Below are 22,956 nucleotides of genomic sequence, written 5' to 3'. Positions count from 1 at the left end.
AAAATACCTCATTAAAAACCAATTGTTTATATAATAAAAAACTTAATTCAGTAAGTTCTAATCAAAATGCAATTTAAATATGTAGATGAGGGGAAAAGGAACGTATGTATAAGTACACAATTTGCTTCATTAGAAAAGGAAATGAAATACTCTTATTAAATAGAAATAAAAAGCCGAATATGGGAATGTGGAATGGTGTTGGTGGAAAAATAGAAGAGAATGAGACGCCATACGAAGGGATTATTAGAGAAACGCTTGAGGAAACGGGAATAGAGCTTCCAAGTGTAACGTATAAGGGGAATGTTATTTTTAAAGATAAAGACGAGTCTTGGGATGGTGAGGGAATGTATGTATTCCTTGCTGATTTACCAGATGGAGTACATATGAATACACCATTAAGTACGGCGGAAGGATTATTAGAATGGAAAGAAATGGATTGGGTGTTGAATCATGAAAATAGAGGTGTAGTTAGCAATTTACAAAAATACTTACCGATAATATTAAAAGAAGAAAATAAGTTGGATCATATATTCACCTATGATAACCGGAATATTATTCATTACACAACTGCATGTTTAATGGAAGATGATGCGAACAAACGGTATGGAAAAGCAACTTGTTTCTCAATAGAAACAGTATGAAAACAATCCCTCTTATAAATTAGTAGATAATATTTTAATAGAGCAATCAGCATTTTTATGTTGATTGCTTTCATTATATATGCGAGGTGATGATATGTTTCAGAAATATAATTCATTAGGCATCATCGTCATATGTACGGTGTTCCTTTTTGTAGCTTGTTCTGAAAGTGATAAAGAACTGAATAAAGCTTTTGAGGCAGCTAAAGCGAATCTAGCAATAGAAGGTATGATTATTACAAAAGAAATGGAAAAAATTATTAAAGCGAAGGTAACAGGAAAGATAACGCACGAGCAACTTATTACATTAGCTGATGCGATTGCGAGACGCGAACTTACTTAATGATCTAGAATGCACCACAAACTTTTGTTAAATAAACGGGAAAAAGAGATGGTAGATCCATCTTTCAGACTGTACACAAACTATTTTTGGAGAGTTCAGATGCTAAAAAATAGTTTGTCTCTAGCTTTATGACGAATTTATCCAACAATATATATACGTAGTACGTTCTATGCTACAATTTACTATAAGTGAGGAAGGAAGGTGTCTTATGAAAATATCTGTTTATGTTGCAAGTGCATTTAGCAAGGATCATAAAGGTGGAAATAAAGCAGGAGTGGTATTTATGGAGAATACATTGACCACTACTCAAAAAATGGCAATAGCCAAACAACTGGGCTATGCGGAAACCGCATTTATATCAGAGTCCGAAATTGCTGATTATAAATTTGAGTATTTTACACCAAAAGAGGAAGTTGATTTATGTGGTCATGCCACAATTGGCTCTTTCGCGATACTGATGCATGTAAATAAACTTTTCAAGAATCGCTATACGATTGAAACGAAAAGCGGTGTTCTTACTATTACCATAAAAGATGACATCATATTCATGGAACAAAACGAACCGATATTCTATGATGTTATATCTCCAAATGAGTTTATCGACTGCTTTGACATTAAAGATATAGACAATACATACCCAATTCAAATTGTCTCCACGGGCTTAAAAGATATTTTAATTCCTATAAAAAGCGAAACACAATTACATACAATGCAACCTAATTTTGAAAAAATTAAAGAAATCAGCAAGTATTATAATGTTGTCGGGATGCATCTATATACTTTTAATGACAATCGAATTATATGCAGAAACTTTGCTCCGCTATACGACATCAATGAAGAAGCAGCGACTGGAACTTCAAACGGTGCATTAGCTTGCTACCTTTATGAACAGCGCTACTTACAAAAAAAAGTCTATGTATTTGAACAAGGTTATTCTTTACACTCGCCTTCCGAAATATTAGTTAAATTAGCAACCGATAGCGAGAATAAAATAGAAAAAGTTTATGTTGGTGGCAAAGGCTATTACTGTGAAACGAAGTGTTTAAATATAGAAAATATTGAGTGAAAATAAAAAAAGAGATGGTAGATCCATCTCTTTTTCATATGCTCCAGGATTAACCGCGAATCGCTTTAATCATAAAACGATGTTGCTTCACATCAAAATAACCTTTTTGTAAGATGATTTCATGTATACGATATAATTCCTCATTGTAACCTTCGACAGTAAAATCAGGAATTTGCCACGGAATCGCTTTTAAATAATAGACGATAGCGCCAATGTCGTAAAAGCGTTGAAAAGGGAACTCTTCTTTTTCTTCTAAAATAGTAAATCCATTTTCCTTTAACTCACAACATGCCGCTTCAAGCGACCAACTTGCAAATTCGCTATTTAGCGGTGTGTTAAACTGCTCATTCAGTTCCGCGCAATCGAGACCACCAACTTGTTGGGTAAAAAATATTCCATTAGGAGAAAGTATTCTTTTTACTTCAGAAGCAGCATATGATTCATGTTGATTTATGATTAAATTAAACTGACCATCTTGAAATGGTAAAGCAGTATCATCTGTTACCTCTATAACTGTAACCCCTAAAGGTTCTAATTTCTTCCGAGCAATCGGCACGTTTGGAGCATAGCCCTCAGTCGCAAAAATAGTTGATGGGAACGGTTGTAACATAGATAAAAACTCTCCGCCGCCAGTGCCCATATCTACCATTGATTCTGCATGCTGCATAAGTTGGAAAGCTGTACTGCCATATGACCACGATAAAGGCTCGCTCTTCATTCGACCCGTTTCTGAAATAAAAGAAAAATCCCAACCGCTAAAATTTGTATTAGCACTTTCTAATAAAGTTAAAAATAATAAATCACGTTTCATAATTGTATCCTCCTATTTTGTAAGTAAATGATATGATGAGAAAAGAAAAAAGGAGGACCTCTTATTAAAGGGGAACGGTTTTACGTTTCGTGTTCAAATAGATTCATATAAATTAGCTCCTTGTTAGAGTGGTTATTTGTATATTCGGGATAATTGAGTGGAAATCCTTTGAAGTTAGTAGGGAAGGTAGTTGTTTAAACGAAATAAGCCAAAAATGTTTCAAAATATTTTAAGACAAGGGTAATGTTTGAAAGAGAAAACCGCTTATACTTCAAAAATGAAGTATAAGCGGTTTTGTATAAAGTACTTAAAAAGAAAAATCTTTTGGCAAATTACCACTTTTTATCACCGTTCTTAACCCATGTTTTATAATCCAAGGATTAACCGGATGCTGTTTATCACGTAACTGCTGCAACCATTGAAAAACGAGTTCTTTATCTTCTTTCGTAATATCGTTAATATGATTGGCTACTGATTTTTGGACATATTTAGAAGGATCATTCATTAATGGTTCAAGAAGCTGTAAATTGTTCTTAAAGTCACCTTTCAGAGCTCCTATTTTTTTAGCCCAAGGAAGTCTGGGCCTTGTACCTTCGGAAACTAATCTTCTAATGTGGCTGTTTTCGTCATGAATCCACTGTTGTAATATGTGTAGTGTCTCTTCATGGTATGTTTCGAGAAAAGGCCGAATGGCATATTCAGCAGTATTCCTTTTTGTTATTTCATACATGGCGTTACATGAGGTTTCAAAATCGTTAAGCCCATATTTTTCAACGTATTTTGCAAAAGGCATGTACATATATCCGTTTGTAAATGTGCCTACTTCTGTTGTGTTTTCTGGCCCCAATGTTTTCAGTAAAATATGTATTGCTGCATTAAAATCTTTTTGTAATGCATCGTGTAATTCATCTGCTATTACTTCTATACGCTCTTTTAACTCTAAATTTTCAACTTTACATGTTACGGAAGATACGAAGTTTCTTTTAGAGAAATTAGGATCGTGTTTACAAATAGAATCAGCCATTATTTCTACTAATTCTTCATTAAATAAAAATTTTAACGGAACATAATTACCCATTTTTTCACCTCATTGATCAGCTGAAAATAATTTTTATTTTTTAATCGACAACCCATAAACTAAAGTCTCACTCGGAGTCGTAATACTAAAACCTGTCGTTTTATAATCAAGTGTCACCATATCACCAGTGTAGTCTTTCGTAAATGAATCCATTTGTACGATAAACTCAGCATCTTCATATACAACATCATCTGCATCATATGTATCCCAAATTAAATCAACATCAACGAAAATACTGCAAGAGTTTGTCATTGTTCCTCTAATGCGAATGATTTTTTTGTCTTCACGTTCTAATCTATGTATAGCTGCTTTTGCTTCATCAGTAATGCGAATGTTCATGGTATCCCAACCTTTATGTATATTTCCTTTATTATTGCAAAAACAGGAGGAATAGGGAAGGGAGAAGCATGGGAATAAAAAACGAGCAAACATATTTGTTTGCTCGTTTCACTTTATTTCAATTCACATTTATCAAGTGGAATCACTTTCGTTTTCTTCGTAAATTTATATCCTAACCAAAGTACTAAGAAGAGTGGTAAACCGATGTAAGAAACGAGTACACCGTTCCAATCGATTGCTTCGCCCATGAATGCACCGTAGTTTTGTCCTAAAATTACGATGACACAAAGTGCAAATGCGAAGATTGGACCGAACGGGAACCATTTTGCTCTATATGGTAAGTCTTTTAAATCTTTACCTTGAGCAATATATGCTTTACGGAAACGGTAATGACTAATTGCAATTCCGACCCATGCGATAAAGCCAGACATTCCAGATGCATTTAATAACCAAATGTATACAACACCGTCACCGAATAAGGAAGCAATGAACGCGATACTACCAACAATTGACGTTACGATTAATGCGTTAACAGGTACACCGCGGCTATCTAATTTACCAAGAAACTTCGGTGCTTTTCCTTGGCGAGCTAAGTCCCAAAGCATACGAGTTGATGCGTACATACCAGAGTTACCAGCAGACAGTACTGCCGTTAAAATAACAGCGTTCATAACAGAAGCAGCAAAAGCAACGCCAGCTTTTTCAAAAATAAGTGTAAATGGACTTACTGTAACATCACTTGCGGCAAGGCTTTCAGTTGTATAAGGAATTAATAAACCGATAACGAGAATCGCAAGGATATAGAATAAAAGAATACGCCAAAAGATAGAACGAATTGCTTTTGGAATGTTACGCTCTGGATCAGCAGTTTCACCAGCAGCAACTCCTAATAATTCAGTTCCTTGGAAGGAGAACCCAGCAGCCATAAATACACCGATAATTGCCATAATGCCGCCATTAAATGGTGCATCTGCAACAGTGAAGTTTTTAAAGCCAACAGATTCGCCGCCCATAATCCCAAAAATCATCATGAAGCCGACAATTAAAAAGATAATAATAGTAACTACTTTAATAAGTGCGAACCAATATTCAGATTCACCAAACCCTTTAACAGATAAATAGTTTAAAAGGAAAATAATAGCTAAACATAATCCACTCCAAATAAGAGAAGGGGTATCTGGGAACCAAAATTTCATAATTAATGTTACAGCAGCGAGTTCAGCAGCAATTGTAATGGCCCAGTTATACCAATAGTTCCATCCAAGTGCAAAGCCAAGGGACGGATCAACAAATTTTGTTGCATAAGTACTAAAAGATCCAGTAACAGGCATGTAAGCTGCGAGTTCAGCTAAGCTTGTCATTAAAAAGTAAACCATAATTCCAATTGCGGCGTATGCAACTAATGCACCACCAGGTCCAGCTGAATGGATGACACCACCGCTGGCAAGAAATAGTCCGGTACCGATTGTACCACCGAGAGAAATCATCGTAAGGTGACGAGATTTTAATCCGCGTTTTAATTCACCTTGTCCTTGTGTAGTTTGCGTTTTAGAGGTAGCTTGATTCGTTGCGCTATTCATGTTCAACACTCCTTTTCTTGTAAGATAGGAAGGAACGGGGGAGAAAAATACAAAAAAACGCCAAAGGAATTTGGCGGAACGTTTCACAAATAACCACCCCATCATACCCTTCCGTTAAGATAGCACCCCACGTTTACACGGTAATTTTGTAAACGTGACAGTTCTGTTCCTTTCGGAGACAGCCCCAGCTCATAATTCCAGAGAAGAAATATAAACTTCGGCAACTTTTCCTTTCAAACGGAGTCGGTGACATTCTCTGTGTCTCGTCCGTTTTACTCATAAAAGTCGCAACCTCTACCTCATCGGATTGATGAGGATTTGATATATTGCTAAGATTTTTAATATATGGCAATTGTAATGACTTTCTGAATATATTGCAAGATATTTTGTTAGGAAAAGTCAAAAAATATCGGTTATTGTATAGGAAACGCTTGCAAAACTCCACCCGAACCTACTATTATGTAACAATAAGCAAAGAAAAAATTGTTATACAAATGTTTCGCAAAAAATATTGAAAAACCCTCTAAAATTAAAAGAAAATTCAGAAAATATAATTCGACATAAGTATCAAAAGAGGATTATTCCTTAAATTCGTTTCAAAGAATAAGTATAAATCTGATAAATAGAATGAATATTCTTTTTATTCCTGGTAAAATTGAAGTATTGTTTAATTGAAAAGGGGAAATCAACATGAAATTAGAAACAGAAAGGCTTTATATAGTACCGTGTACAGAAGAGGGGATGCACGTTGCGAGCAAGCAAGGATATGATAGTGGTCCACATATTGTAGGACATGTAGAAACTGTAAAAAAAGATAAGGAAATATTACCTTGGGGCGCGTGGTATGTCATTCGAAAAGAAGATGACATCGTTCTAGGTGATATAGGGTTTAAAGGGAAACCAAATGAGGAACATATAGTAGAAATTGGTTACGGATTTATTGAGAAATATTGGAATAAAGGGTATGCGACAGAAGCTGTAAGAGAGCTAATAAATTGGGCTTTTCAAACAGAAGAGGTAGAAACGATTATTGCAGAGACACTTCTTGAAAATATTAGCTCGATTCGTGTATTAGAGAAACTACATATGAAGAGAATTGGCACTACAGAAACGATGATTAATTGGAAAATAGAACAATAAAAAATACCGCTCGAAGTATATCGGGCGGTATTTTTTATTGTTATGGTAGCATTTGTTTTTGATTATTCGGATATCCAGCTGTCGATGCGTTAGAACGCTTGGAATGATTGCGAACAGCAATGAAAATAGAAATAATAACGACAAGACCAACTGCCACGTAAGAAAGTGAAATAATAGTTGGATCAACTTTAAATGTAGTAAGCAGTGTACGAATGTTTGTAAAGATAATAAGGCCGCCAACTAATACGCCAAGTAAATGAGAAGGAACGATGCGCACTAACCATGCAGCGATCGGTGCCGCAACGATACCACCGAGCATAAGAGAAAATACCCAAACCCAGCTTACTTGTTCCCAGCCAAGAGAAATGAAAAAGCCGATTGTTGCAGCGAGTGAGACAGGAAACTCACTCGTGTCTACAGATCCGATAACTTTTCTAGCTTCATTTCCTCTTGCCAAAAGTACAGGTGTCGTAATTGGCCCCCAGCCACCACCACCAGTTGAATCAACGAATCCAGCAAATAAGCCAAGCGGAACAAGCTGTTTAGCAGACATACGCTTATTTGAAGTAACAATTTGTTTTTGAATGAGGAATCGTAATAAAATATAAACCCCTAAAGTAAATAAAAATACGGAAATGTACGGTTTAATTACATCGCCAGGTAAATTACTTAAAAAACATGCTCCAATAAATGCGCCAATTGCTCCTGGCAATGTAAGCCTGGAAACGGTATATTTATCAACGTTTCCAAATTTGAGGTGAGATGCACCAGAAGCGGCGGTTGTAACGACCTCAGCTAAATGAACAGATGCGGAAGCTACAGCCGGTGCGATACCAAACATTAATAATAGTGAGGTAGATGTTACCCCGTACGCCATTCCAAGCGCCCCATCAATCAATTGAGCGAAAAATCCAATAATAGCAAAGACAATTAATTTCTGCATAAATAATCCCCCTGTAATAATAAATGAAAAAGACACTTTTCCCGTATGAGAAAAGTGCCTTTGGTTTTTCCAATCAGCAATAATTAAATTTGTTTCATTATAATACATATTAATCGTATAAATCAACTAGGTTTTAAAGTTTTTTGAATTGAATGAAAGAAAAATAAAATATACAATAAAAGGATGGAGAGAAAGGGGAGAAAGACATGTTACGATTTGATCATCTCGTACACGCAGTACACGGTACACCGGAGGAAGCGGCGAAACAAATGCAGGAGCGTGGATTTCATACTGCACTAGGCGGAGAGCATACGACCTGGGGTACTTGGAATAGTTTATGTTATTTTGATTTATCCTATATAGAATTTTTAGCAATTCAGCATGAAGAAAAAGCGAAGAAAGCAGACAATCCATTAGTACAAGAAACAGTAGTGAAATTACAAGACGGAGAAGGAATGCTACAAATCGCAATTCGAGCAGATGCCATTGAAGACCTAGCAGTTAAGTTTAGTAAGCAAGGTTTACATACGATAGGACCATTTGAAGGGAAACGTATGAGAAAAGATGGCCGCCTTTTAGAATGGAAAATGTTATTTGTAAAGCAAGAGGAAAACGGACCGAAATTACCATTCTTTATACAATGGAATGAAACGGATGAAGAAAGAAGAAACGATTTACGTAACATAGGGACGATCACTGAACATAAAAACAAAGTACAACAAATTGAAACGATTCATTACGCAGTGAAAAATGTTCGAGAAACAGTACGGAAATGGAAAGAAGTAATGGGGCTAACTGCAAGCCAGGTCGTTAAGAATGAAGAATGGAATGCAGAGTGCCAAAGCGTATCATTTGGAGACGTTCATGTGCAGTTTTGTGAACCAAAAGGAGAAGGGTTAGTACTAGAACGTTTGAATCATCATGGCGAATATCCATTTGCAGTGGAGTGTAATGGGGAAAATAAACGAGAGCATGAAGTGTTAGGTAGTTTGTACATATATTGATAGAGGTGAACATAGTGGAAGAAATACTTAGAGAGATAGAGAGAAAACTAGAATGGCCTCGTATTACAAAGTGTACAGCTATTTCAAAAGGTTTTTCACATGAAGAGAAATATAAAATAGAATTAGAAAATAGAGTGACATATTTTGTAAAAATATGTGATGCTGTTCATTTTGAACGTAAACAAGAAGAATATACGTATATGAAACAATTAGAGTTATTACATATTCCTACGCCTAAGTTAATTCATTTTATAAAGCTGGAGGATTTAAAAAAATGTATTCAAGTATTTGAATGGATCCAAGGTGTAAATGGTGAAGAAGGTTTAGGGAAACTATCGGTGGAAGAACAGTATTATGCAGGAAGAAAAGCAGGAGAAGTATTAAAGAGAATCCACTCAATTGAAAGAGAAAGTGCAAGTAATAAATGGGAAACGGTTCGATGGAATAAATACGAAAGATACGTAGAAGCGTTAGCAAACTATGAAATAGACTTCCTTGATTTGAAGCCAGTATTAAGTTTTGTAGGGGAGCATAAACAATTATTGAAAAATCGCCCAATCACATTTTTACACGATGACTTCCATCCAGCAAATAGTATGATTCATAATAAAGAGTTTATCGTTATCGATTTTGGTGGATATGATTTTGGCGATCCAATACATGATTTTTATAACGTAGCGATCTTTACTACAAGAATAAGTAAACCATTTGCGGTTGGACAAGTTCACGGTTATTGCGGGGGAGAACCGTCACTTCACTTTTGGCAGCTGTACTCATTATATGCAGCAATGACATTCCCAGCTGATATCGTATGGACAAACCGAAGCACGCCACATTTAGTAGATGATATGAAGGAAAGATTGAACGGAATTTTAGAAGATCATAACAATTTTTCATCCTATATTCCAAAATGGTATCAATCACAACATGAGGATATAATAAACAATAAGTAATGGAGGGATTTATATGGATAAAATAGCGGTAATTTCAGATATTCACGGTAATATTCCAGCTTTAGAATCTGTGCTGCAAGATATTAAATTAAGAGGAATTGAGCGCATCATTTGTCTTGGAGATTTAGTCGGAAAAGGCCCTCATTCTAGCGAAGTGATTGAAATCATTCGTAAAGAATGTGATGGAGTTGTAATGGGAAATTGGGATGATTTCATTACAAAACCGACTGAATTTGAGGCATTAAAATGGCATCAAAAACAACTATCGGAAGAACAAAATGACTATTTAAGAAGCTTACCGTTTTCAATCGAATTTTTTATGAGCGGCAAACTGATTCGTATGTTCCACGCTTCACCGAGAAGTTTATATGAAAGAATTCAACCACATGCCTCAAGAGAAGAGCGTATTAGTATGTTCGAAAATAGTGAGCTCACAGAGAATATAGAAGGGGAAAGAAAACCCGATGTCGTTTGCTACGGTGACGTTCACCAAGCATTCGTTCAAAACTTCAGAGGGAAAACGTTATGTAATGCTGGTAGTGTAGGTAATCCTCTTGAAATTACACAAGCTTCCTATTTAATATTTGAAGGAACTTATAATGAAAAAGAAGCAGCGAGCTTTTCTATTCAACTCGTACGTGTACCATATGATATTGAACTAGCCATCAGGCTAGCAGAAGAACTCGATATGCCAGAAATTGAAGAATACAAACAAGAATTACGGACTGCTTTATATCGAGGGTTTAAGGGAAAGTAAGTCAATTATAAAATACCACTCATAATAATGTTATGTAAACTGTTTGTGGGAGGAATATCATGAACCGAAAACAACGAATCAAAGAAATTGTAGATCACATATTGAAGCTAAACTTAACCCATCCAACAAGAGTTGGTGTAAGCGGTATAACAGCGTCAGGAAAAACAACATTTGCAAACGAACTAGCGGAAGAAATAAAAAAACGAGGATTACCAGTAACACGCGCCAGCATTGATGATTTTCATCATCAGAGAGCGATTCGCTATGCACAAGGTAAAGAATCAGCAAGAGGGTATTACGAAGATGCACACGATTATACGGCTTTTAAAGAAAGGTTATTAAATCCTTTAGGACCTAACGGGAATTTACAATATGAAACGATTTCTCATAATTTAATAACGGATATCCCTGTACATAATGAGCTGTTAAGGGCCCAGCCCAATATGGTACTCATAGTAGATGGAACATTTCTATTGAAAAAAGACGTTGCGCATTTATTTGATTATAAAATTTTCGTAGATACAGATTTTGAGATTGCAAGAAAACGTGGTGCAAAGCGCGAGACTGAGGCTTTTGGAAGTTATGAAAAAGCAGAGAAGATATTTTTGAATAGGTATCATGCGGCTTGTAAGATGTATATAGAAGAGCATAATCCGAAAGAGTGTGCGGATGCTGTATTTCGGAATAGTGATTTAGCAAATCCAGAAGTTATATTTCATGAGCGAAAGTAATACACAATCAAAAGTATATGTATAGACTTTTATTTAAAGTTATAATTCTCGTATAATTAAATTAATTTTAAGAAGTAAAAAACGGGGGATAGGGCAATTAAAAAACTGTAAAAAAGGGGATAAAAAAATGACAGAAGTACTAGAACTAAAAGAAGAACTACTACAAATTAAAAATAATAATTATGCTGTACCAGAAGACGTAGATGCATATCCATATGCGCAGTGGATGTTAGATTATATCGGTTCACCTGATGCTGAATTACGTGATGATTTAATTTATAGTACGCTTCACACATGGATTACAAATGATGTATTTAGACAAAAAGAGTTACGAGGATTAATGTTACAAGCAATTAGTCCTGATTATTTATTTTATAAAATTGGTGAAAAGGGCACAGACTCTGTATTTAAACGTGCATTCTCCGTACTAATTCCACCACTTATTTTATCTGTTCATGAAAGAGAACCATTGTTATCTGAAGAACAACTGTACAGTGTGGCAGAACAAGTACTGGAATATGTATATTTAGAAGAAGATGTAAGAGGTTACGTAGAAGGAAAAGGTTGGGCACACTCTACGGCGCATGCGGCTGATGCACTAGATGCGTTAGCACGTACAATACAAAATCGTGAGTTTTCATATGCAATACTAGCTGCTGTTCGTCAGAAGGTTCGCTTACAAGATTACGTATATATACACTTTGAGGATGAGAGATTAGTAGCGCCAATTATGTCGTTACGTCACCAAAATATTTTAACTGAAGAAGAGTGGAGCAATTGGCTACATAGTATAGCAACTGTTGAAGACATTCGACATCCGCAGCATGCTATTTTAGTACAAAATATTAGAACTTTCCTAAGAAGTTTTTATTTCAGAGTTTTAGAGACAGAAGGTAGTACAGCCTTTACAGATGATATATTGGAGACTTTGAAGGGTTTACGTAGGTATTAAAAGTGATTCATCCTTAGAAACAATGAATAGATATTAATTTTGAAAAATTTATTAGAAATTTATTTTTATATTGTACCCTTTCAATATAGGTTGAAAGGGGTGTCAAATGAAAAAATTATTGAAGTCAGTGAAAATAATATTTTTAATGTGTATTAGTATGATTTTCTTTGGAACAGGCGCTGTATTTATATATCATAACTATCAATTAAAAATCGAATCGAAATTAATGAAGAATGAAGGTGAACTTGTTAATTTCGATAATAAAAAAGTGAATATTTATAATGAGGGGAGCGGGGAGGATACATTTGTATTTATGGCCGGATCTGGAATTGCCGCTCCTGTTTATGAATTGAAAGGCTTATATAGTGAATTTTCAAAAGAAAACAAGATTTCTGTAATTGAGAGAGCGGGTTATGGATACAGTGACGTTTTTCAAGATGATAGAGATATTGATACGATATTAGAACAAACGAGAGAAGCGCTTATTCGAAGTGGAAATAAACCACCTTACATTTTAGTACCACACTCTCTATCGGGAATAGAGGCTATTTATTGGGCACAAAAATATCCAAGTGAAGTAAAAGGGATTATTGCGTTAGATATTGGTTTACCTAAACAGTACGTAACTAATAAAATAGGTATGCTTGATTCATTAAAAATAAAAGGGATGAATATTTTAACGAAATTTGGTTTTCAGAGATTAGCTCCCTCTATTACTTATAATCCCGAAGTCATTCGTCAATCCTTTTTAAACGAACAGGAAAAAGATATTTATAAAGCGCTTACGTATAAGAGGGCTTTTAATGATGATATGAAGCAAGAACTTTTACAAAGCTACAATAACAGTAAAAAATCAAATTCCTTATCGATCCCAAAAGAAACACCAATGTTATTTATAGATGCGATTGCTAGGCAATATAAAGATTCGAATTATACAAAGCAAAAAAACGAAGATTATAAGGAGTTTGCTAGCAAGTTATTAATAGCTGATGTAAAAATAATTGAAGGTACACATAGCATTTATTTATACGCTCCTGATGAAATATACAAATTTACTATGGACTTTATTAAGAATAAAGTAATGAAGAACTAAGCTATTGTTATTTTAGTGATGAAAGGTCTACATAATGAAAGTATATAACATATTAATTGTTGAAGACGATTTGATTATAGGAGAATTATTACAAAAAATTTTACAGCGCGAGAAGTATAATGTGTGTTGGGAAAAAGAGGGAAGGAAAGTTCTTGATGTAATTCATGAAATAGATTTAGTCATAATGGATGTTATGATGTTATGTTACCAGGCGAAGATGGTTATCAAATTACAAAGAAAATAAAAAATCTAGGATTAAATATTCCAATTATATTTCTATCAGCTAGGAATGATATGGATAGTAAACTAAAAGGTTTGACTATTGGAGAAGAATACATGATAAAACCTTTTGATCCTAGAGAGTTGTTATTAAGGATTCAGAAAATGTTAGATAATCAATATGGTACATTCACGCAAATTAACCATTTATTTATAGATGCAGAATATAAAAGAGTTTTCATTAATGATTTGCGTAATGAAGTTGCTTTTACAGCAATCGAACGTAAAATATTCTTCTATTTATATGAAAATAGAGATAGAATTTTATCGAAAGAACACTTCTATGATTACCTATGGCAACTTGAAGATAGAAATCAAAATATCATGAACGTACATATAAAGAAAATCAGGACCAAAATTGATGATAAAACGGGTGATATTATTCAGAACATATATGGAGAAGGGTATAGACTAAATACCTATATGAAGAAATGAACTTAAAGAAAAAATATCAGTTACTATTACTCTCCACTATTATTAGCGTACCACTGTTATTATTGTCAATTAGTATCTTTGTATCAGTTATTTATAATGTTGTCTTTAAAACTAAAAATAAGAACATTCCTTTTCACGAATCCTATGCATATCCTACGATGTTAATCATATTTTTATTATCACTATTAATATTAGCTTTTGTATTTTCAAAATCGATTAACACAGTATTAAATAAAATTAATGTATTAAATCAAACGATTCGAGATTTAGCAAGTGATAAAAAAATCCCTAATATAATAAATGTTAAAAGTGATGATGAAATGGGAGAGCTGATTAAATCAGTAAATTTGCTTATAGAAAGAACAACTTATCGAGAATTAGAACTAAAACAACAGGAACAAATAAAAAAAGAACTATTAAATAAATTACGGCATGATATTAATACACCCTTAACAGCAGTCAGATTACAATTATATTATTTAGAAGGTGAGTACAAGGAACAAGCACCAGTACTTGAATCAATGTATGAGCAGATACAATATATAAGTGATTTAACTAACGAATTTAATATTCAATCTACAGAGACCTTAGAGAATACTTATATTGTGAATGATGAAGTTAATATACATAATTTAATAGAAAATATGATTAAAAAATGGAGCTATTTGTATAGCATTCATAAAATTGAATTAGCATATAATCTACAAGATAAAGAGTTGATATGGAATAGTAATGAGTTATGGATGCAAAGGTTATTTGATAATATTTTTCAAAATGTCCTTAAACATTCTAAAGCTAAAAAACTCAAAATTATTATAGATGAAGATATTGTTTCCTTTAGAGATAATGGGATTGGGTTTGATATAAACAGTAAAGGTACGGGACTTGGTTTGAAAAATATTGAAGATATATCAAAGATGTTCGATGTAAAATACACTTTACAATCAAATAGTGGGGGTACTATGTTTTCATTTGAAAATACTAAAGTTTAGAGCAAATTACATAAAACCACCATCTCCCAACCATACTAATAAAATGTGTTGGAGGTGAATGTTATGGACGAAAAAGACTTTGAAAAAGTTTATAATGAATACTTACATCAAGGAGAAGAGCAAGCTCAATTTGAAGTAGACCATGAAGTCAATTCAGGAGCAGAACAAATTGTTGCCGTTCGTAAAAATGATGATGGGGATTTAATAGCGTTTAAAACAAGTAGCGGAAGAGAGTTAGATTATATGGCTGCACTTAGTGAAGCGAAATCAGGGAAGTTAGCTCATGTGGACGTATTTCATAAGTATGGTAGAGATATTATACGTAGTGAACCTGATGGAATAAAGGAAAATAACTTAGATAATTTACCTTCATTTTAAAAGGGTAAACCTCAAGAAGAGAATGTTCATTTCGATATTCTCTTCTTTGTTTTGCGAAGTTTTCCTTGCAAATAGACGGTTCATTTTTAAAGTGCAATCATACTTTTAAAGAGCGCTCTAAATTTCTCTTTATCTTCTGCTGTAAATGGTTTTGGTCCCTTTGTACGCTTACCGCTTTTTCGAACCATTGCACTTAAATACCGTGTTTGTAACAATTGTTCAATGTTATCATTCGTATACTTATAGCCTTTATGGTGTAGCACGATACAGCCTTTTGCTAAAGCGAGCGAAGCAAGACCGTAATCTTGTGTTACTATTAAATCTTCTTTTTGAGCTAATTGCATAATTCGGTAATCTGCAGCATCTGCTCCGGAATCAACATAAATTGTTTCCACACCTTTAGGCTGCTGAGCATTAGAATAATGAGAAAAGCTAGTAACGAGGGTTACAGGGATTTCTGCATTCGTAGCTTCAAAAATAATTACATCTTTTACAGGACAAGCATCTGCATCAACGTAAATGTTCATTTTTATCACTCCTATAACTAGGTTCGTGTTGATAATAATGGTAGATTTTTCTTTTGTCAAACGATAAAGCTTTATGTAAAGTCATTTTCCACAAATTAAAATAGCTTCTCGCAAACGAGAAATACCTTCCTCAATTTGATCAATATCCACTTTTCCATAAGATAAACGAATATAACCATCTTTCGCGCCGAAAATACTACCAGGCATAAATGCAATTTCTTGTTTTAAACTTTGCATAATAAGTTGTTTTTCGTTTATCGGTTCTTTTAATTTTCCCCATATGTATATACCGCCGGTCGGGTTTGAAAAAGAGATTTTATCGTGAAGTTGCTCATTTAAGGCGCGAACGATAACGTCTCTTTTTTCTGCTAATTGTTTTCGTAACGGTACGATATGAGATTGAAATGGTACTGTTTCGAAAAATTGTTGCATAAGCCACTGTGGGAAAATACTCATACCTAATTCCATTTGGTGTCTTGCGTCGGATAACCTTTCTACTACAGACTGCGGGGCGACAAGCCAGCCGACTCGTAAACCTGGTGCAATCATTTTAGATAAGGAATGTACATAAATGACAGTTCCGTTTTCATCAATAGATTTCAAAGTAGGGCAAGGTTGTTTTTTTTCTAGCGCAAGTAAACTGGACGGATCATCTTCAACAATTGCAATTCGTAAGTCTGCGCAAAGTGATAACAGTTTTTTTCTACGGTTTGGATGCAGCATTGTTCCTGTAGGATTTTGGAAATTTGGATTTAAAAAGATCATTTTAATACGATGTTTTCTATATAACTCTTGCACATCATCTGGATTAATACCGTGTTCATCGACAGGTAACGGGAAAATACGAATACCTGCTGATTGGAATAACGGTAAGGAATAACAGTGTGAAGGACTTTCGAAAGCAACTGCATCACCGGGATTTAATAAACATTGAACGATAAGGTGAAGTGCTTGCTGTGCGCCAGATGTAATCATAATGGATTGTTCAGTCGCTTCAACTTTTAAATATTCCTTCATATATTTTACGACCGCTTGTCTTAGCAGAAGATAGCCTTGCGGATGATCGTAACTTAATGAATGCGTTAACGGTTGTTCTCGTAAAATCGTTTGTAGTTGATCGTGAGGATAGAGGTTACAACCGAGCTCTCCATTTGCAAAATCTATAATGTTTTCATTTTGTTGTACTTCCGCCCGAATATGGCGAAGTAACGGCAAGTTTGGTAAAAAAGTGCCACCTTCTACGAAATTTCTCCAATTCGGCGTTAATGTTGGAGAAACGCCCCACATATGTGTACTTACACGTGTCCCTTTACCAGTCGTACTTTCCACAATCCCCATAGCACGTAGTTCATTATAAGCAGTCGTTACCGTACTTCGGTTTACATTTAACTGCATAGCTAATTTCCGTTCAGAAGGGAGGAAGCTACCAGGTGGAAGTTCTCCGTATGTAATACGCTTTTCAATAAAGTCAACAACTTGCTGATAAATAGGGATTTTACTGTCGTTATCTAGCTTCCATTCCATACAAACGCCTCCGTATCTCTTAACTATATCAAGTATAACAAATTGGCTGGGTAAAAAAACAGCCAATTGGACGGTGTTATATCCAGCCAATTTTACTATGCTAAATATGGAAGGGGAGATTCGGATGAAACGATGGCAAATGGAATGGCTCCTAGTATCAGTAGCATTAGTATGGGGAGCAAATTATACAATTGGAAAATATGGCGTGGCATATATGTCATCCATTCAATTTAATAGTTTACGATTTTTAGTAGCATCTCCGGTATTATTACTTATTACATTTATGATGGAACGTTCATTACGTATTGAAAGAAAAGATTGGTTACGATTAGTAGCAGTCGGTATTGTTGGTACGGCGATGTATCAAACGATGTTTATGCTATCTGTGAAATATACTTCAGCAACGAACGCCTCATTATTAATTGCGATGTCACCTATATTTACAGGGATATTAGCAGTATTACACAAACAAGAACGTTTTTCGATGAAAGTACAAATTGGTTCAATAATAGCGTTTATTGGTGCAGCATTCGTTTTATTAACAGGACATACAGGAGGAGCTACTTATGAATATGCGTGGCTCGGAAATGTAATTGGATTAGTCGCAGCAATTGCGTGGGGATGGTATCCAATATTAGCGCAACCTCTTATTACAAAATACTCCGCAATGAGAGTCACATCATGGTCTACTTTAATTGGGATAGTACCACTTGTTATATACTGTTTATTCAACGTAAATTCTTTAACGTGGCCAGTAGATACGCCAAGCTGGGGATCACTAGCATATTCAATCATCTTTGCAACCATCTTCGGACTAGCAATGTGGTATGTCGGTATTAGTCAAATAGGTTCAACAAAAGTAATGGTTTATATGTATCTCGTACCATTATTCGCAGTTATCTTTGCAGCAGTAACAATTGGGGAGCAAATTAATATGATGCAACTCGTTGGCGGACTTATTATCTTTGTGGGTCTATATGTTGTAAAAAAAGGCGGAATGAAAAAGCCAGCTCTCAATTTAAAAAAAGTAAGTTAACAGTAAAAAGGATCTCTTTCATATAGAAGGAGATCCTTTTTGTTTTCGTAATAAAAGGGTTTGTTTAACGGCCCATTTTTGATGATCGTGAAGGAGAAGTTCGACAGCAAGTAAAGGAGACATCCACCTTAGAACATGATCATCCTCACAGTTTTCAGTTTGTTTCTGCACCATGTTCGCAATATAAAAGAACCCGTCATTTAAATAATATATATCTTCATTTTCTGCATAAAAATATCGAGCTGCATTACCGATATATTGATCAATTTCAATTGCCCATCCTAATTCCTCTAGTAGTTCACGGTGCAAACACTCTTCTTTTGTTTCATTACCTTCCATACCACCACCAGGTAAAAAGTAACGGTCTCCTTTTTGGATAACAGCAATCATTGAAGAAGATGAATGGAAAATAATCGCATAACAACTAGGTCTTAATACATAATGAGTGGTAGATTTTTTCAAGCCAAACGTAAGTTTTGAAATCATAAAATACGACCTTTCTCTATAAAATACATAAAAGGAATATTAAGGTAAGTATAATCTTAATAGATTGGAGTGGTAACAACATGATAAATCGAAAATGTTCAAGGTGTAAAGAGATAACAGGTACGCTGCACGGTGGTAAAAAATTTAAGGAAGAATTTTTATGTGAGGACTGTTTGCAAAAAGGAATTGCGAACGGGGAAATCGAATTATCACAAGTGGAGAAAGAACAAACTTCGTATCTTTCTATAAAAATATTAAAAATAATGAGTGTTATTTATTTAATAGTATCTATTATAACCGCTTTTTCTGCTGGAGCATTTATACAGGATCCAGGGCTTGGTGGAATATTCTTTTCAATAACAGGTGCAGTTGGTGTTATGATAATTGGATCGATATTTCAGTCTGTTCTTGTATTTTGTGGAATATGGGTATTCATCCTTTTAGTAGAAACAGTCATTAAAATTTATGAAAAAATGAAGTGAGTGAGAGGGAGAAACATATGCAAGTAAGAAACATCCAAGGGGAAGATTATGTAAAGATTCATTCTGTTTTAAATGATTGGTGGGGCGGGAGAGATATGTCTGCTATGTTGCCAAAACTGTTTTTTGTTCACTTTCAAGAAACGAGTTTTATCATTGAAGAAGATGGTGAAACGTTAGGTTTCTTATGTGGATTTTTTTCACAAACATATAAAGATGAAGCATACGTTCATTTTATCGGTGTAAATCCGAAGTATAGAAGAAGAGGAATCGCATCGACATTGTATTCTTATTTCTTTGATGCCGCTCGTGCAAATAACCGTAAAGTTGTAAAAGCAATTACGTCACCAATTAACAAAAAGTCGATACAGTTTCATCAAGAAATCGGTTTTCGGATTGAGGCTGGGGATGATGAGGTAGAGGGTGTATCGGTACATACAAATTATGATGGGAACGGCGGTAGTAGAGTATTATTTTTAAAAAATGTATAAAAGTAGGCTAGCTTAACGTTAGCCTTTTTGTTGTGAGGAGATAAAAATATGGAGAGTAAACAAAGTAGAAATGAGTACTTACGACGCATTCATAAAGTACAAGATTATATAGAATCACACATAGATGATCCACTTTCAATTGAAGAGTTAGCGGATGTAGCAGGATTTTCAAAGTTTCATTTTCATCGGATTTTTAAGGGGATAGTAGACGAGCCATTATCACGGTATGTAAACCGATTGAAGTTAGAAAGGGCAACAAATCTACTTACATATCGCACAGATATGACAATTACACATATTGCGTATCACTTCGGATTCACAGATTCCGCAGTTTTCTCCCGTACATTTAAAAATTATTACGGAGTAAGTCCGTCGCAATATCGAAACGATAATAGCAAGAATTGCAAAGACGTAAGGAGAGCTTCTCAATACAATGAGTGTAAGAAGGTTCGAGGAAATGTTGAAATTGTAACAGTGGACGATATAAACGTCGCATACATAAGACATATCGGTACATATGAAGAGTTAACGATAGCTTTTCCAAAAATGATAGAGAAATTATTTCATTACGCAGCGGAGGAAAACTATTATGTATTTGAGAATACGAAAGTATTAACCATTTACCACGACCATCATGAATTTACTGAGGACAACCATTTAAGAACTAGTTTATGTATAACAATTCCGGATGAATCCGCAGTAGAAACGAGCGACATTGGAATAATGGTAATACCTTCTGGAAAGTATGCGATAGGTCATTTTGAAATATTCCAAGATGAATATAAAGGAGCATGGGATTTCTTATACGGTGAGTGGCTTCCAAATAGCGGATATAAACCGAGAGATTCATATCCTTTTGAAATGTATAAAAATGACCCAAGGCAGCACCCAGAAAATAAACATATAGTTGATATATATGTACCTATCGAACCTTTTTAATCATTGATTAAGGGGGAAGAACAATGCAAACTGCTGAAAAGCTAGAGTGTATTATAAAAGAAGAATACAAAAATATTAATGGTATGTTAGTAGTACAGAAAGGTAATGTTATTTTTGAAAACTATTATAACGGTCACGGTCCAAATGATGCATTTCATATAGCGTCAGTTACAAAAACGATAATCTCTGCTTTAATTGGGATATGTATAGATAAGGGCTATATAAAAAACGTTGATCAAAAAATAATAGAATTTTTCCCAGACTATAATTGTAATTCATCTGAAATAACAGTGCGGCATCTACTTACTATGACAGCTCCATACCCTTATGCAGATTGGCAGGAACCGCTAGAAGAATTATGTACGCAAGAGGATTGGGTACAGTATACACTTAATAGAATGGGGAATGGCGGAGAAATCGGATCTTTTAAATACTCATCTGCAGGAGCTCATGTACTATCAGCAATTATTACGAGCGCAACAGGAAAAGGTGCCCGTGAATTTGCGAATGAATACTTATTTCAGCCACTCGGCATGAGAGAAATTCCAAACTACAATATGAAAGCATTTGGATTTGATGACTTATTCGGAAAAGATGTAAAGGGATGGGTTCATGATCCAAATGGTATTTCGACAGGCGGCTGGGGACTAACGTTAACGGTTAAAGATATGGCTAAGTTTGGACAGCTGTATTTGAATGAAGGTATTCATAATGGAAAACAAATACTATCAAAATCATGGATAAAAGAATCGACAACAATGAACCAAAATCAATACGGTTACTTATGGTGGTTACGAGAAGAGGATGGAATCTTTTCATACTGTGCAATGGGCGATGGTGGGAATGTGATTTGCTGCGTACCAGAGAAGGAGCTCGTGGTGGCGATCGCTTCTGAAGTCATACCGAATGCAGGGGATAGATGGAAGTTAATTAAAGAGTCCATATTTCCTTATTTCAAAGATTAATATGGTTATTTTTATAAAAACAAGAATGAAAGGTTTAGTTAAACTTGTTTTGTTCTTCATAATAGAAAAAAGTGTTGTATTAACTAAGTTGAGCAACTAAGATTAGAAAACTTCAACACCTATACGATTATTGAATAGGTGTTGAAGTACTTTATAATTTGTTTAGGTACTTTTAATTTTTCGATGTATTAGGTATATCATGCCAAACACAATTACCAGCAAGATAAATTTAATTAATTCCATTAGGCTAATATCCCATTTTGTTTCTACTCCATCTGTTAAATAAAATACATTGAACATGCCATGTAAAATTGCAGGTGTTATCACAGAATGGCTATACTCTCTTGTATACGTCAAAATTATAGATAATATAAATAAAAACGAGAGATAGCTTAATATTCCTACAAACCATAATTCATAGTTTTTATAAAAGATTGATACTGGCAAATGCCATAAAGACCAAAGCGATGCAGTAATGATTGCTGTTTGTTTTAATGAATATTTTTTTCGTAAATGGTAATGGAAATTTCCACGCCATATGATTTCTTCTAAAAATGCAGACAAAGCAGCAATTGTAAGACCAATGAGTAGGAGAAATCCTAATTCATTACAATAATTAAATAAGAATTTTATATTATAAATATAAAAATAGAAATGCAGACATAGCCCTAGAAGTATTGGGAATAAAATGGAGAAAATCAAAGTTCTTATTTTTGGACGTGAAATTCCAAATGTATGAACTATTTTTTGTTTCTTATATAATTTCTGATATAAAATAGCAGCTAAAAGCGGAATAACCATCGTAAACCCTAAGTAATTACGACCATTTTCTATGTTCAGTAAGATTATATATACAAGCGATGTAAGGCAATACATACATAATGTTGAATGATAAACTATGTTTCTATTTATATTTTTCACCTACTTACATGTATAAGTGATTAATCAAATATCCGATATTTTAATTATATATGAAATGGAAATTACATATGTTGAA

The 22,956-nt window shown here is 34.4% G+C and carries 26 protein-coding genes, 1 pseudogene and 1 riboswitch; of the genes and pseudogenes, 18 read left to right on the top strand and 9 right to left on the bottom strand.

Annotation, left to right across the window (positions count from 1 at the left end):
* Positions 1-104 precede the first annotated feature (104 nt).
* The 3 genes from RBB48_RS17485 to RBB48_RS17475 all read left to right on the top strand — a co-directional run bounded on the left by RBB48_RS17485 (position 105) and on the right by RBB48_RS17475 (position 2,047).
* The gene (locus RBB48_RS17485) at positions 105-641 is read left to right on the top strand and encodes an NUDIX hydrolase (protein ID WP_306007896.1); all 537 of its coding nucleotides are present in this window, start codon (positions 105-107) and stop codon (positions 639-641) included.
* A 139-nt stretch (positions 642-780) separates the two neighbouring features.
* On the top strand, positions 781-981 hold the full coding sequence (locus tag RBB48_RS17480) for an antitoxin VbhA family protein (protein ID WP_306007923.1): 201 nt from the start codon (positions 781-783) through the stop codon (positions 979-981).
* Between the two features lie 208 nt (positions 982-1,189).
* Positions 1,190-2,047: a PhzF family phenazine biosynthesis protein gene (locus tag RBB48_RS17475; RefSeq protein WP_306007895.1), complete on the top strand. Its 858-nt coding sequence runs from the start codon at positions 1,190-1,192 to the stop codon at positions 2,045-2,047.
* Between the two features lie 49 nt (positions 2,048-2,096).
* Here RBB48_RS17475 and RBB48_RS17470 read toward each other — a convergent pair whose 3' ends face one another.
* From RBB48_RS17470 to RBB48_RS17455, 4 genes are all read right to left on the bottom strand, one after another.
* On the bottom strand, positions 2,097-2,858 hold the full coding sequence (locus RBB48_RS17470) for a class I SAM-dependent methyltransferase (RefSeq protein WP_088609217.1): 762 nt from the start codon (positions 2,856-2,858) through the stop codon (positions 2,097-2,099).
* Positions 2,859-3,165: 307 nt separating this feature from the next.
* Positions 3,166-3,936, bottom strand: a complete 771-nt coding sequence (locus RBB48_RS17465; RefSeq protein ID WP_147787778.1) for a DNA alkylation repair protein — start codon at positions 3,934-3,936, stop codon at positions 3,166-3,168.
* A gap of 33 nt (positions 3,937-3,969) precedes the next feature.
* Positions 3,970-4,275, bottom strand: coding sequence for an iron-sulfur cluster biosynthesis family protein (locus RBB48_RS17460; protein ID WP_306007894.1), 306 nt, complete (start codon positions 4,273-4,275; stop codon positions 3,970-3,972).
* 113 nt (positions 4,276-4,388) lie between these two features.
* Positions 4,389-5,855: an amino acid permease gene (locus tag RBB48_RS17455; protein ID WP_088063865.1), complete on the bottom strand. Its 1,467-nt coding sequence runs from the start codon at positions 5,853-5,855 to the stop codon at positions 4,389-4,391.
* A gap of 112 nt (positions 5,856-5,967) precedes the next feature.
* A riboswitch (Lysine riboswitch) is annotated at positions 5,968-6,160 on the bottom strand.
* A 385-nt stretch (positions 6,161-6,545) separates the two neighbouring features.
* Between RBB48_RS17455 and RBB48_RS17450 the strand changes: the two genes are divergently transcribed.
* Positions 6,546-6,995: a GNAT family N-acetyltransferase gene (locus RBB48_RS17450; protein ID WP_088063864.1), complete on the top strand. Its 450-nt coding sequence runs from the start codon at positions 6,546-6,548 to the stop codon at positions 6,993-6,995.
* A 40-nt stretch (positions 6,996-7,035) separates the two neighbouring features.
* Here RBB48_RS17450 and RBB48_RS17445 read toward each other — a convergent pair whose 3' ends face one another.
* Complete coding sequence (locus RBB48_RS17445) at positions 7,036-7,938, bottom strand: sulfite exporter TauE/SafE family protein (RefSeq protein ID WP_306007893.1); 903 nt, start codon at positions 7,936-7,938, stop codon at positions 7,036-7,038.
* A gap of 206 nt (positions 7,939-8,144) precedes the next feature.
* On the opposite strand from RBB48_RS17445, the gene RBB48_RS17440 reads away from it, so the two are divergent.
* The 9 genes and pseudogenes from RBB48_RS17440 to RBB48_RS17400 all read left to right on the top strand — a co-directional run bounded on the left by RBB48_RS17440 (position 8,145) and on the right by RBB48_RS17400 (position 15,512).
* Positions 8,145-8,942, top strand: coding sequence for a VOC family protein (locus RBB48_RS17440; protein WP_097858961.1), 798 nt, complete (start codon positions 8,145-8,147; stop codon positions 8,940-8,942).
* 14 nt (positions 8,943-8,956) lie between these two features.
* Positions 8,957-9,895, top strand: coding sequence for an aminoglycoside phosphotransferase family protein (locus RBB48_RS17435; RefSeq protein ID WP_306007892.1), 939 nt, complete (start codon positions 8,957-8,959; stop codon positions 9,893-9,895).
* 13 nt (positions 9,896-9,908) lie between these two features.
* Positions 9,909-10,652, top strand: coding sequence for a metallophosphoesterase family protein (locus RBB48_RS17430; protein ID WP_088063860.1), 744 nt, complete (start codon positions 9,909-9,911; stop codon positions 10,650-10,652).
* 59 nt (positions 10,653-10,711) lie between these two features.
* On the top strand, positions 10,712-11,383 hold the full coding sequence (locus RBB48_RS17425; RefSeq protein WP_306007891.1) for a nucleoside/nucleotide kinase family protein: 672 nt from the start codon (positions 10,712-10,714) through the stop codon (positions 11,381-11,383).
* 127 nt (positions 11,384-11,510) lie between these two features.
* The gene (locus RBB48_RS17420; protein ID WP_306007890.1) at positions 11,511-12,335 is read left to right on the top strand and encodes a DUF2785 domain-containing protein; all 825 of its coding nucleotides are present in this window, start codon (positions 11,511-11,513) and stop codon (positions 12,333-12,335) included.
* A 106-nt stretch (positions 12,336-12,441) separates the two neighbouring features.
* The gene (locus RBB48_RS17415; protein WP_306007889.1) at positions 12,442-13,428 is read left to right on the top strand and encodes an alpha/beta fold hydrolase; all 987 of its coding nucleotides are present in this window, start codon (positions 12,442-12,444) and stop codon (positions 13,426-13,428) included.
* 34 nt (positions 13,429-13,462) lie between these two features.
* Positions 13,463-14,142, top strand: a pseudogene (locus RBB48_RS17410) (response regulator transcription factor).
* Positions 14,139-15,134 carry a sensor histidine kinase gene (locus RBB48_RS17405; RefSeq protein ID WP_088609206.1) on the top strand — a complete coding sequence of 332 codons (996 nt, stop codon included), beginning with the start codon at positions 14,139-14,141 and terminating at the stop codon, positions 15,132-15,134. Before RBB48_RS17410 ends, RBB48_RS17405 begins: the two are co-directional and overlap by 4 nt.
* Before the next feature lie 63 nt (positions 15,135-15,197).
* Positions 15,198-15,512 carry a DUF3892 domain-containing protein gene (locus RBB48_RS17400; protein ID WP_149212714.1) on the top strand — a complete coding sequence of 105 codons (315 nt, stop codon included), beginning with the start codon at positions 15,198-15,200 and terminating at the stop codon, positions 15,510-15,512.
* 86 nt (positions 15,513-15,598) lie between these two features.
* Here RBB48_RS17400 and RBB48_RS17395 read toward each other — a convergent pair whose 3' ends face one another.
* Positions 15,599-16,039 carry a YaiI/YqxD family protein gene (locus RBB48_RS17395; RefSeq protein ID WP_088609204.1) on the bottom strand — a complete coding sequence of 147 codons (441 nt, stop codon included), beginning with the start codon at positions 16,037-16,039 and terminating at the stop codon, positions 15,599-15,601.
* Between the two features lie 81 nt (positions 16,040-16,120).
* Entirely contained in the window at positions 16,121-17,563 is a 1,443-nt protein-coding gene (gene pdxR / locus RBB48_RS17390; protein ID WP_306007888.1) for a MocR-like pyridoxine biosynthesis transcription factor PdxR, read from the bottom strand.
* Between the two features lie 124 nt (positions 17,564-17,687).
* Here pdxR and RBB48_RS17385 point away from each other — a divergent pair, with 124 nt between their 5' ends.
* On the top strand, positions 17,688-18,599 hold the full coding sequence (locus tag RBB48_RS17385) for a DMT family transporter (RefSeq protein ID WP_088063852.1): 912 nt from the start codon (positions 17,688-17,690) through the stop codon (positions 18,597-18,599).
* A gap of 18 nt (positions 18,600-18,617) precedes the next feature.
* Here RBB48_RS17385 and RBB48_RS17380 read toward each other — a convergent pair whose 3' ends face one another.
* Positions 18,618-19,085 carry an NUDIX hydrolase gene (locus tag RBB48_RS17380; protein WP_097890259.1) on the bottom strand — a complete coding sequence of 156 codons (468 nt, stop codon included), beginning with the start codon at positions 19,083-19,085 and terminating at the stop codon, positions 18,618-18,620.
* An 80-nt stretch (positions 19,086-19,165) separates the two neighbouring features.
* On the opposite strand from RBB48_RS17380, the gene RBB48_RS17375 reads away from it, so the two are divergent.
* Genes RBB48_RS17375 through RBB48_RS17360 form a run of 4 tightly spaced genes read left to right on the top strand, consistent with a single transcriptional unit; the run spans position 19,166 to position 21,959 of the window.
* On the top strand, positions 19,166-19,567 hold the full coding sequence (locus tag RBB48_RS17375) for a DUF3980 domain-containing protein (protein WP_306007887.1): 402 nt from the start codon (positions 19,166-19,168) through the stop codon (positions 19,565-19,567).
* 17 nt (positions 19,568-19,584) lie between these two features.
* Complete coding sequence (locus RBB48_RS17370) at positions 19,585-20,055, top strand: GNAT family N-acetyltransferase (protein WP_306007886.1); 471 nt, start codon at positions 19,585-19,587, stop codon at positions 20,053-20,055.
* A gap of 48 nt (positions 20,056-20,103) precedes the next feature.
* The gene (locus RBB48_RS17365; RefSeq protein ID WP_306007885.1) at positions 20,104-20,994 is read left to right on the top strand and encodes an AraC family transcriptional regulator; all 891 of its coding nucleotides are present in this window, start codon (positions 20,104-20,106) and stop codon (positions 20,992-20,994) included.
* A gap of 23 nt (positions 20,995-21,017) precedes the next feature.
* A complete protein-coding gene (locus RBB48_RS17360; RefSeq protein WP_088063849.1) occupies positions 21,018-21,959 on the top strand; it encodes a serine hydrolase domain-containing protein in 942 nt (313 codons plus the stop codon).
* Between the two features lie 162 nt (positions 21,960-22,121).
* Here the strand turns inward: RBB48_RS17360 and RBB48_RS17355 are convergent, their stop codons facing one another.
* A complete protein-coding gene (locus RBB48_RS17355) occupies positions 22,122-22,880 on the bottom strand; it encodes a CPBP family intramembrane glutamic endopeptidase (protein ID WP_088063848.1) in 759 nt (252 codons plus the stop codon).
* Positions 22,881-22,956 lie beyond the last annotated feature (76 nt).

Source organism: Bacillus sp. MMSF_3353 (assembly GCF_030733445.1).
Classification (GTDB): domain Bacteria; phylum Bacillota; class Bacilli; order Bacillales; family Bacillaceae_G; genus Bacillus_A; species Bacillus_A wiedmannii.
This window is presented reverse-complemented; position numbering and strand designations above follow the sequence as displayed.

What these genes read in the sequence shown, in the direction of transcription:
- RBB48_RS17360 (WP_088063849.1), top strand. Translation starts at nt 21,018, where the DNA reads ATGCAAACTGCTGAAAAGCTAGAGTGTATTATAAAAGAAGAATACAAA.
- RBB48_RS17365 (WP_306007885.1), top strand. Translation starts at nt 20,104, where the DNA reads ATGGAGAGTAAACAAAGTAGAAATGAGTACTTACGACGCATTCATAAA.
- RBB48_RS17420 (WP_306007890.1), top strand. Translation starts at nt 11,511, where the DNA reads ATGACAGAAGTACTAGAACTAAAAGAAGAACTACTACAAATTAAAAAT.
- RBB48_RS17470 (WP_088609217.1), bottom strand. Translation starts at nt 2,858, where the DNA reads ATGAAACGTGATTTATTATTTTTAACTTTATTAGAAAGTGCTAATACA.
- RBB48_RS17375 (WP_306007887.1), top strand. Translation starts at nt 19,166, where the DNA reads ATGATAAATCGAAAATGTTCAAGGTGTAAAGAGATAACAGGTACGCTG.
- RBB48_RS17370 (WP_306007886.1), top strand. Translation starts at nt 19,585, where the DNA reads ATGCAAGTAAGAAACATCCAAGGGGAAGATTATGTAAAGATTCATTCT.
- RBB48_RS17475 (WP_306007895.1), top strand. Translation starts at nt 1,190, where the DNA reads ATGAAAATATCTGTTTATGTTGCAAGTGCATTTAGCAAGGATCATAAA.
- RBB48_RS17430 (WP_088063860.1), top strand. Translation starts at nt 9,909, where the DNA reads ATGGATAAAATAGCGGTAATTTCAGATATTCACGGTAATATTCCAGCT.
- RBB48_RS17400 (WP_149212714.1), top strand. Translation starts at nt 15,198, where the DNA reads ATGGACGAAAAAGACTTTGAAAAAGTTTATAATGAATACTTACATCAA.
- RBB48_RS17395 (WP_088609204.1), bottom strand. Translation starts at nt 16,039, where the DNA reads ATGAACATTTACGTTGATGCAGATGCTTGTCCTGTAAAAGATGTAATT.
- RBB48_RS17440 (WP_097858961.1), top strand. Translation starts at nt 8,145, where the DNA reads ATGTTACGATTTGATCATCTCGTACACGCAGTACACGGTACACCGGAG.
- RBB48_RS17445 (WP_306007893.1), bottom strand. Translation starts at nt 7,938, where the DNA reads ATGCAGAAATTAATTGTCTTTGCTATTATTGGATTTTTCGCTCAATTG.
- RBB48_RS17450 (WP_088063864.1), top strand. Translation starts at nt 6,546, where the DNA reads ATGAAATTAGAAACAGAAAGGCTTTATATAGTACCGTGTACAGAAGAG.
- pdxR (WP_306007888.1), bottom strand. Translation starts at nt 17,563, where the DNA reads ATGGAATGGAAGCTAGATAACGACAGTAAAATCCCTATTTATCAGCAA.
- RBB48_RS17455 (WP_088063865.1), bottom strand. Translation starts at nt 5,855, where the DNA reads ATGAATAGCGCAACGAATCAAGCTACCTCTAAAACGCAAACTACACAA.
- RBB48_RS17405 (WP_088609206.1), top strand. Translation starts at nt 14,139, where the DNA reads ATGAACTTAAAGAAAAAATATCAGTTACTATTACTCTCCACTATTATT.
- RBB48_RS17425 (WP_306007891.1), top strand. Translation starts at nt 10,712, where the DNA reads ATGAACCGAAAACAACGAATCAAAGAAATTGTAGATCACATATTGAAG.
- RBB48_RS17485 (WP_306007896.1), top strand. Translation starts at nt 105, where the DNA reads ATGTATAAGTACACAATTTGCTTCATTAGAAAAGGAAATGAAATACTC.
- RBB48_RS17415 (WP_306007889.1), top strand. Translation starts at nt 12,442, where the DNA reads ATGAAAAAATTATTGAAGTCAGTGAAAATAATATTTTTAATGTGTATT.
- RBB48_RS17385 (WP_088063852.1), top strand. Translation starts at nt 17,688, where the DNA reads ATGAAACGATGGCAAATGGAATGGCTCCTAGTATCAGTAGCATTAGTA.
- RBB48_RS17380 (WP_097890259.1), bottom strand. Translation starts at nt 19,085, where the DNA reads ATGATTTCAAAACTTACGTTTGGCTTGAAAAAATCTACCACTCATTAT.
- RBB48_RS17465 (WP_147787778.1), bottom strand. Translation starts at nt 3,936, where the DNA reads ATGGGTAATTATGTTCCGTTAAAATTTTTATTTAATGAAGAATTAGTA.
- RBB48_RS17460 (WP_306007894.1), bottom strand. Translation starts at nt 4,275, where the DNA reads ATGAACATTCGCATTACTGATGAAGCAAAAGCAGCTATACATAGATTA.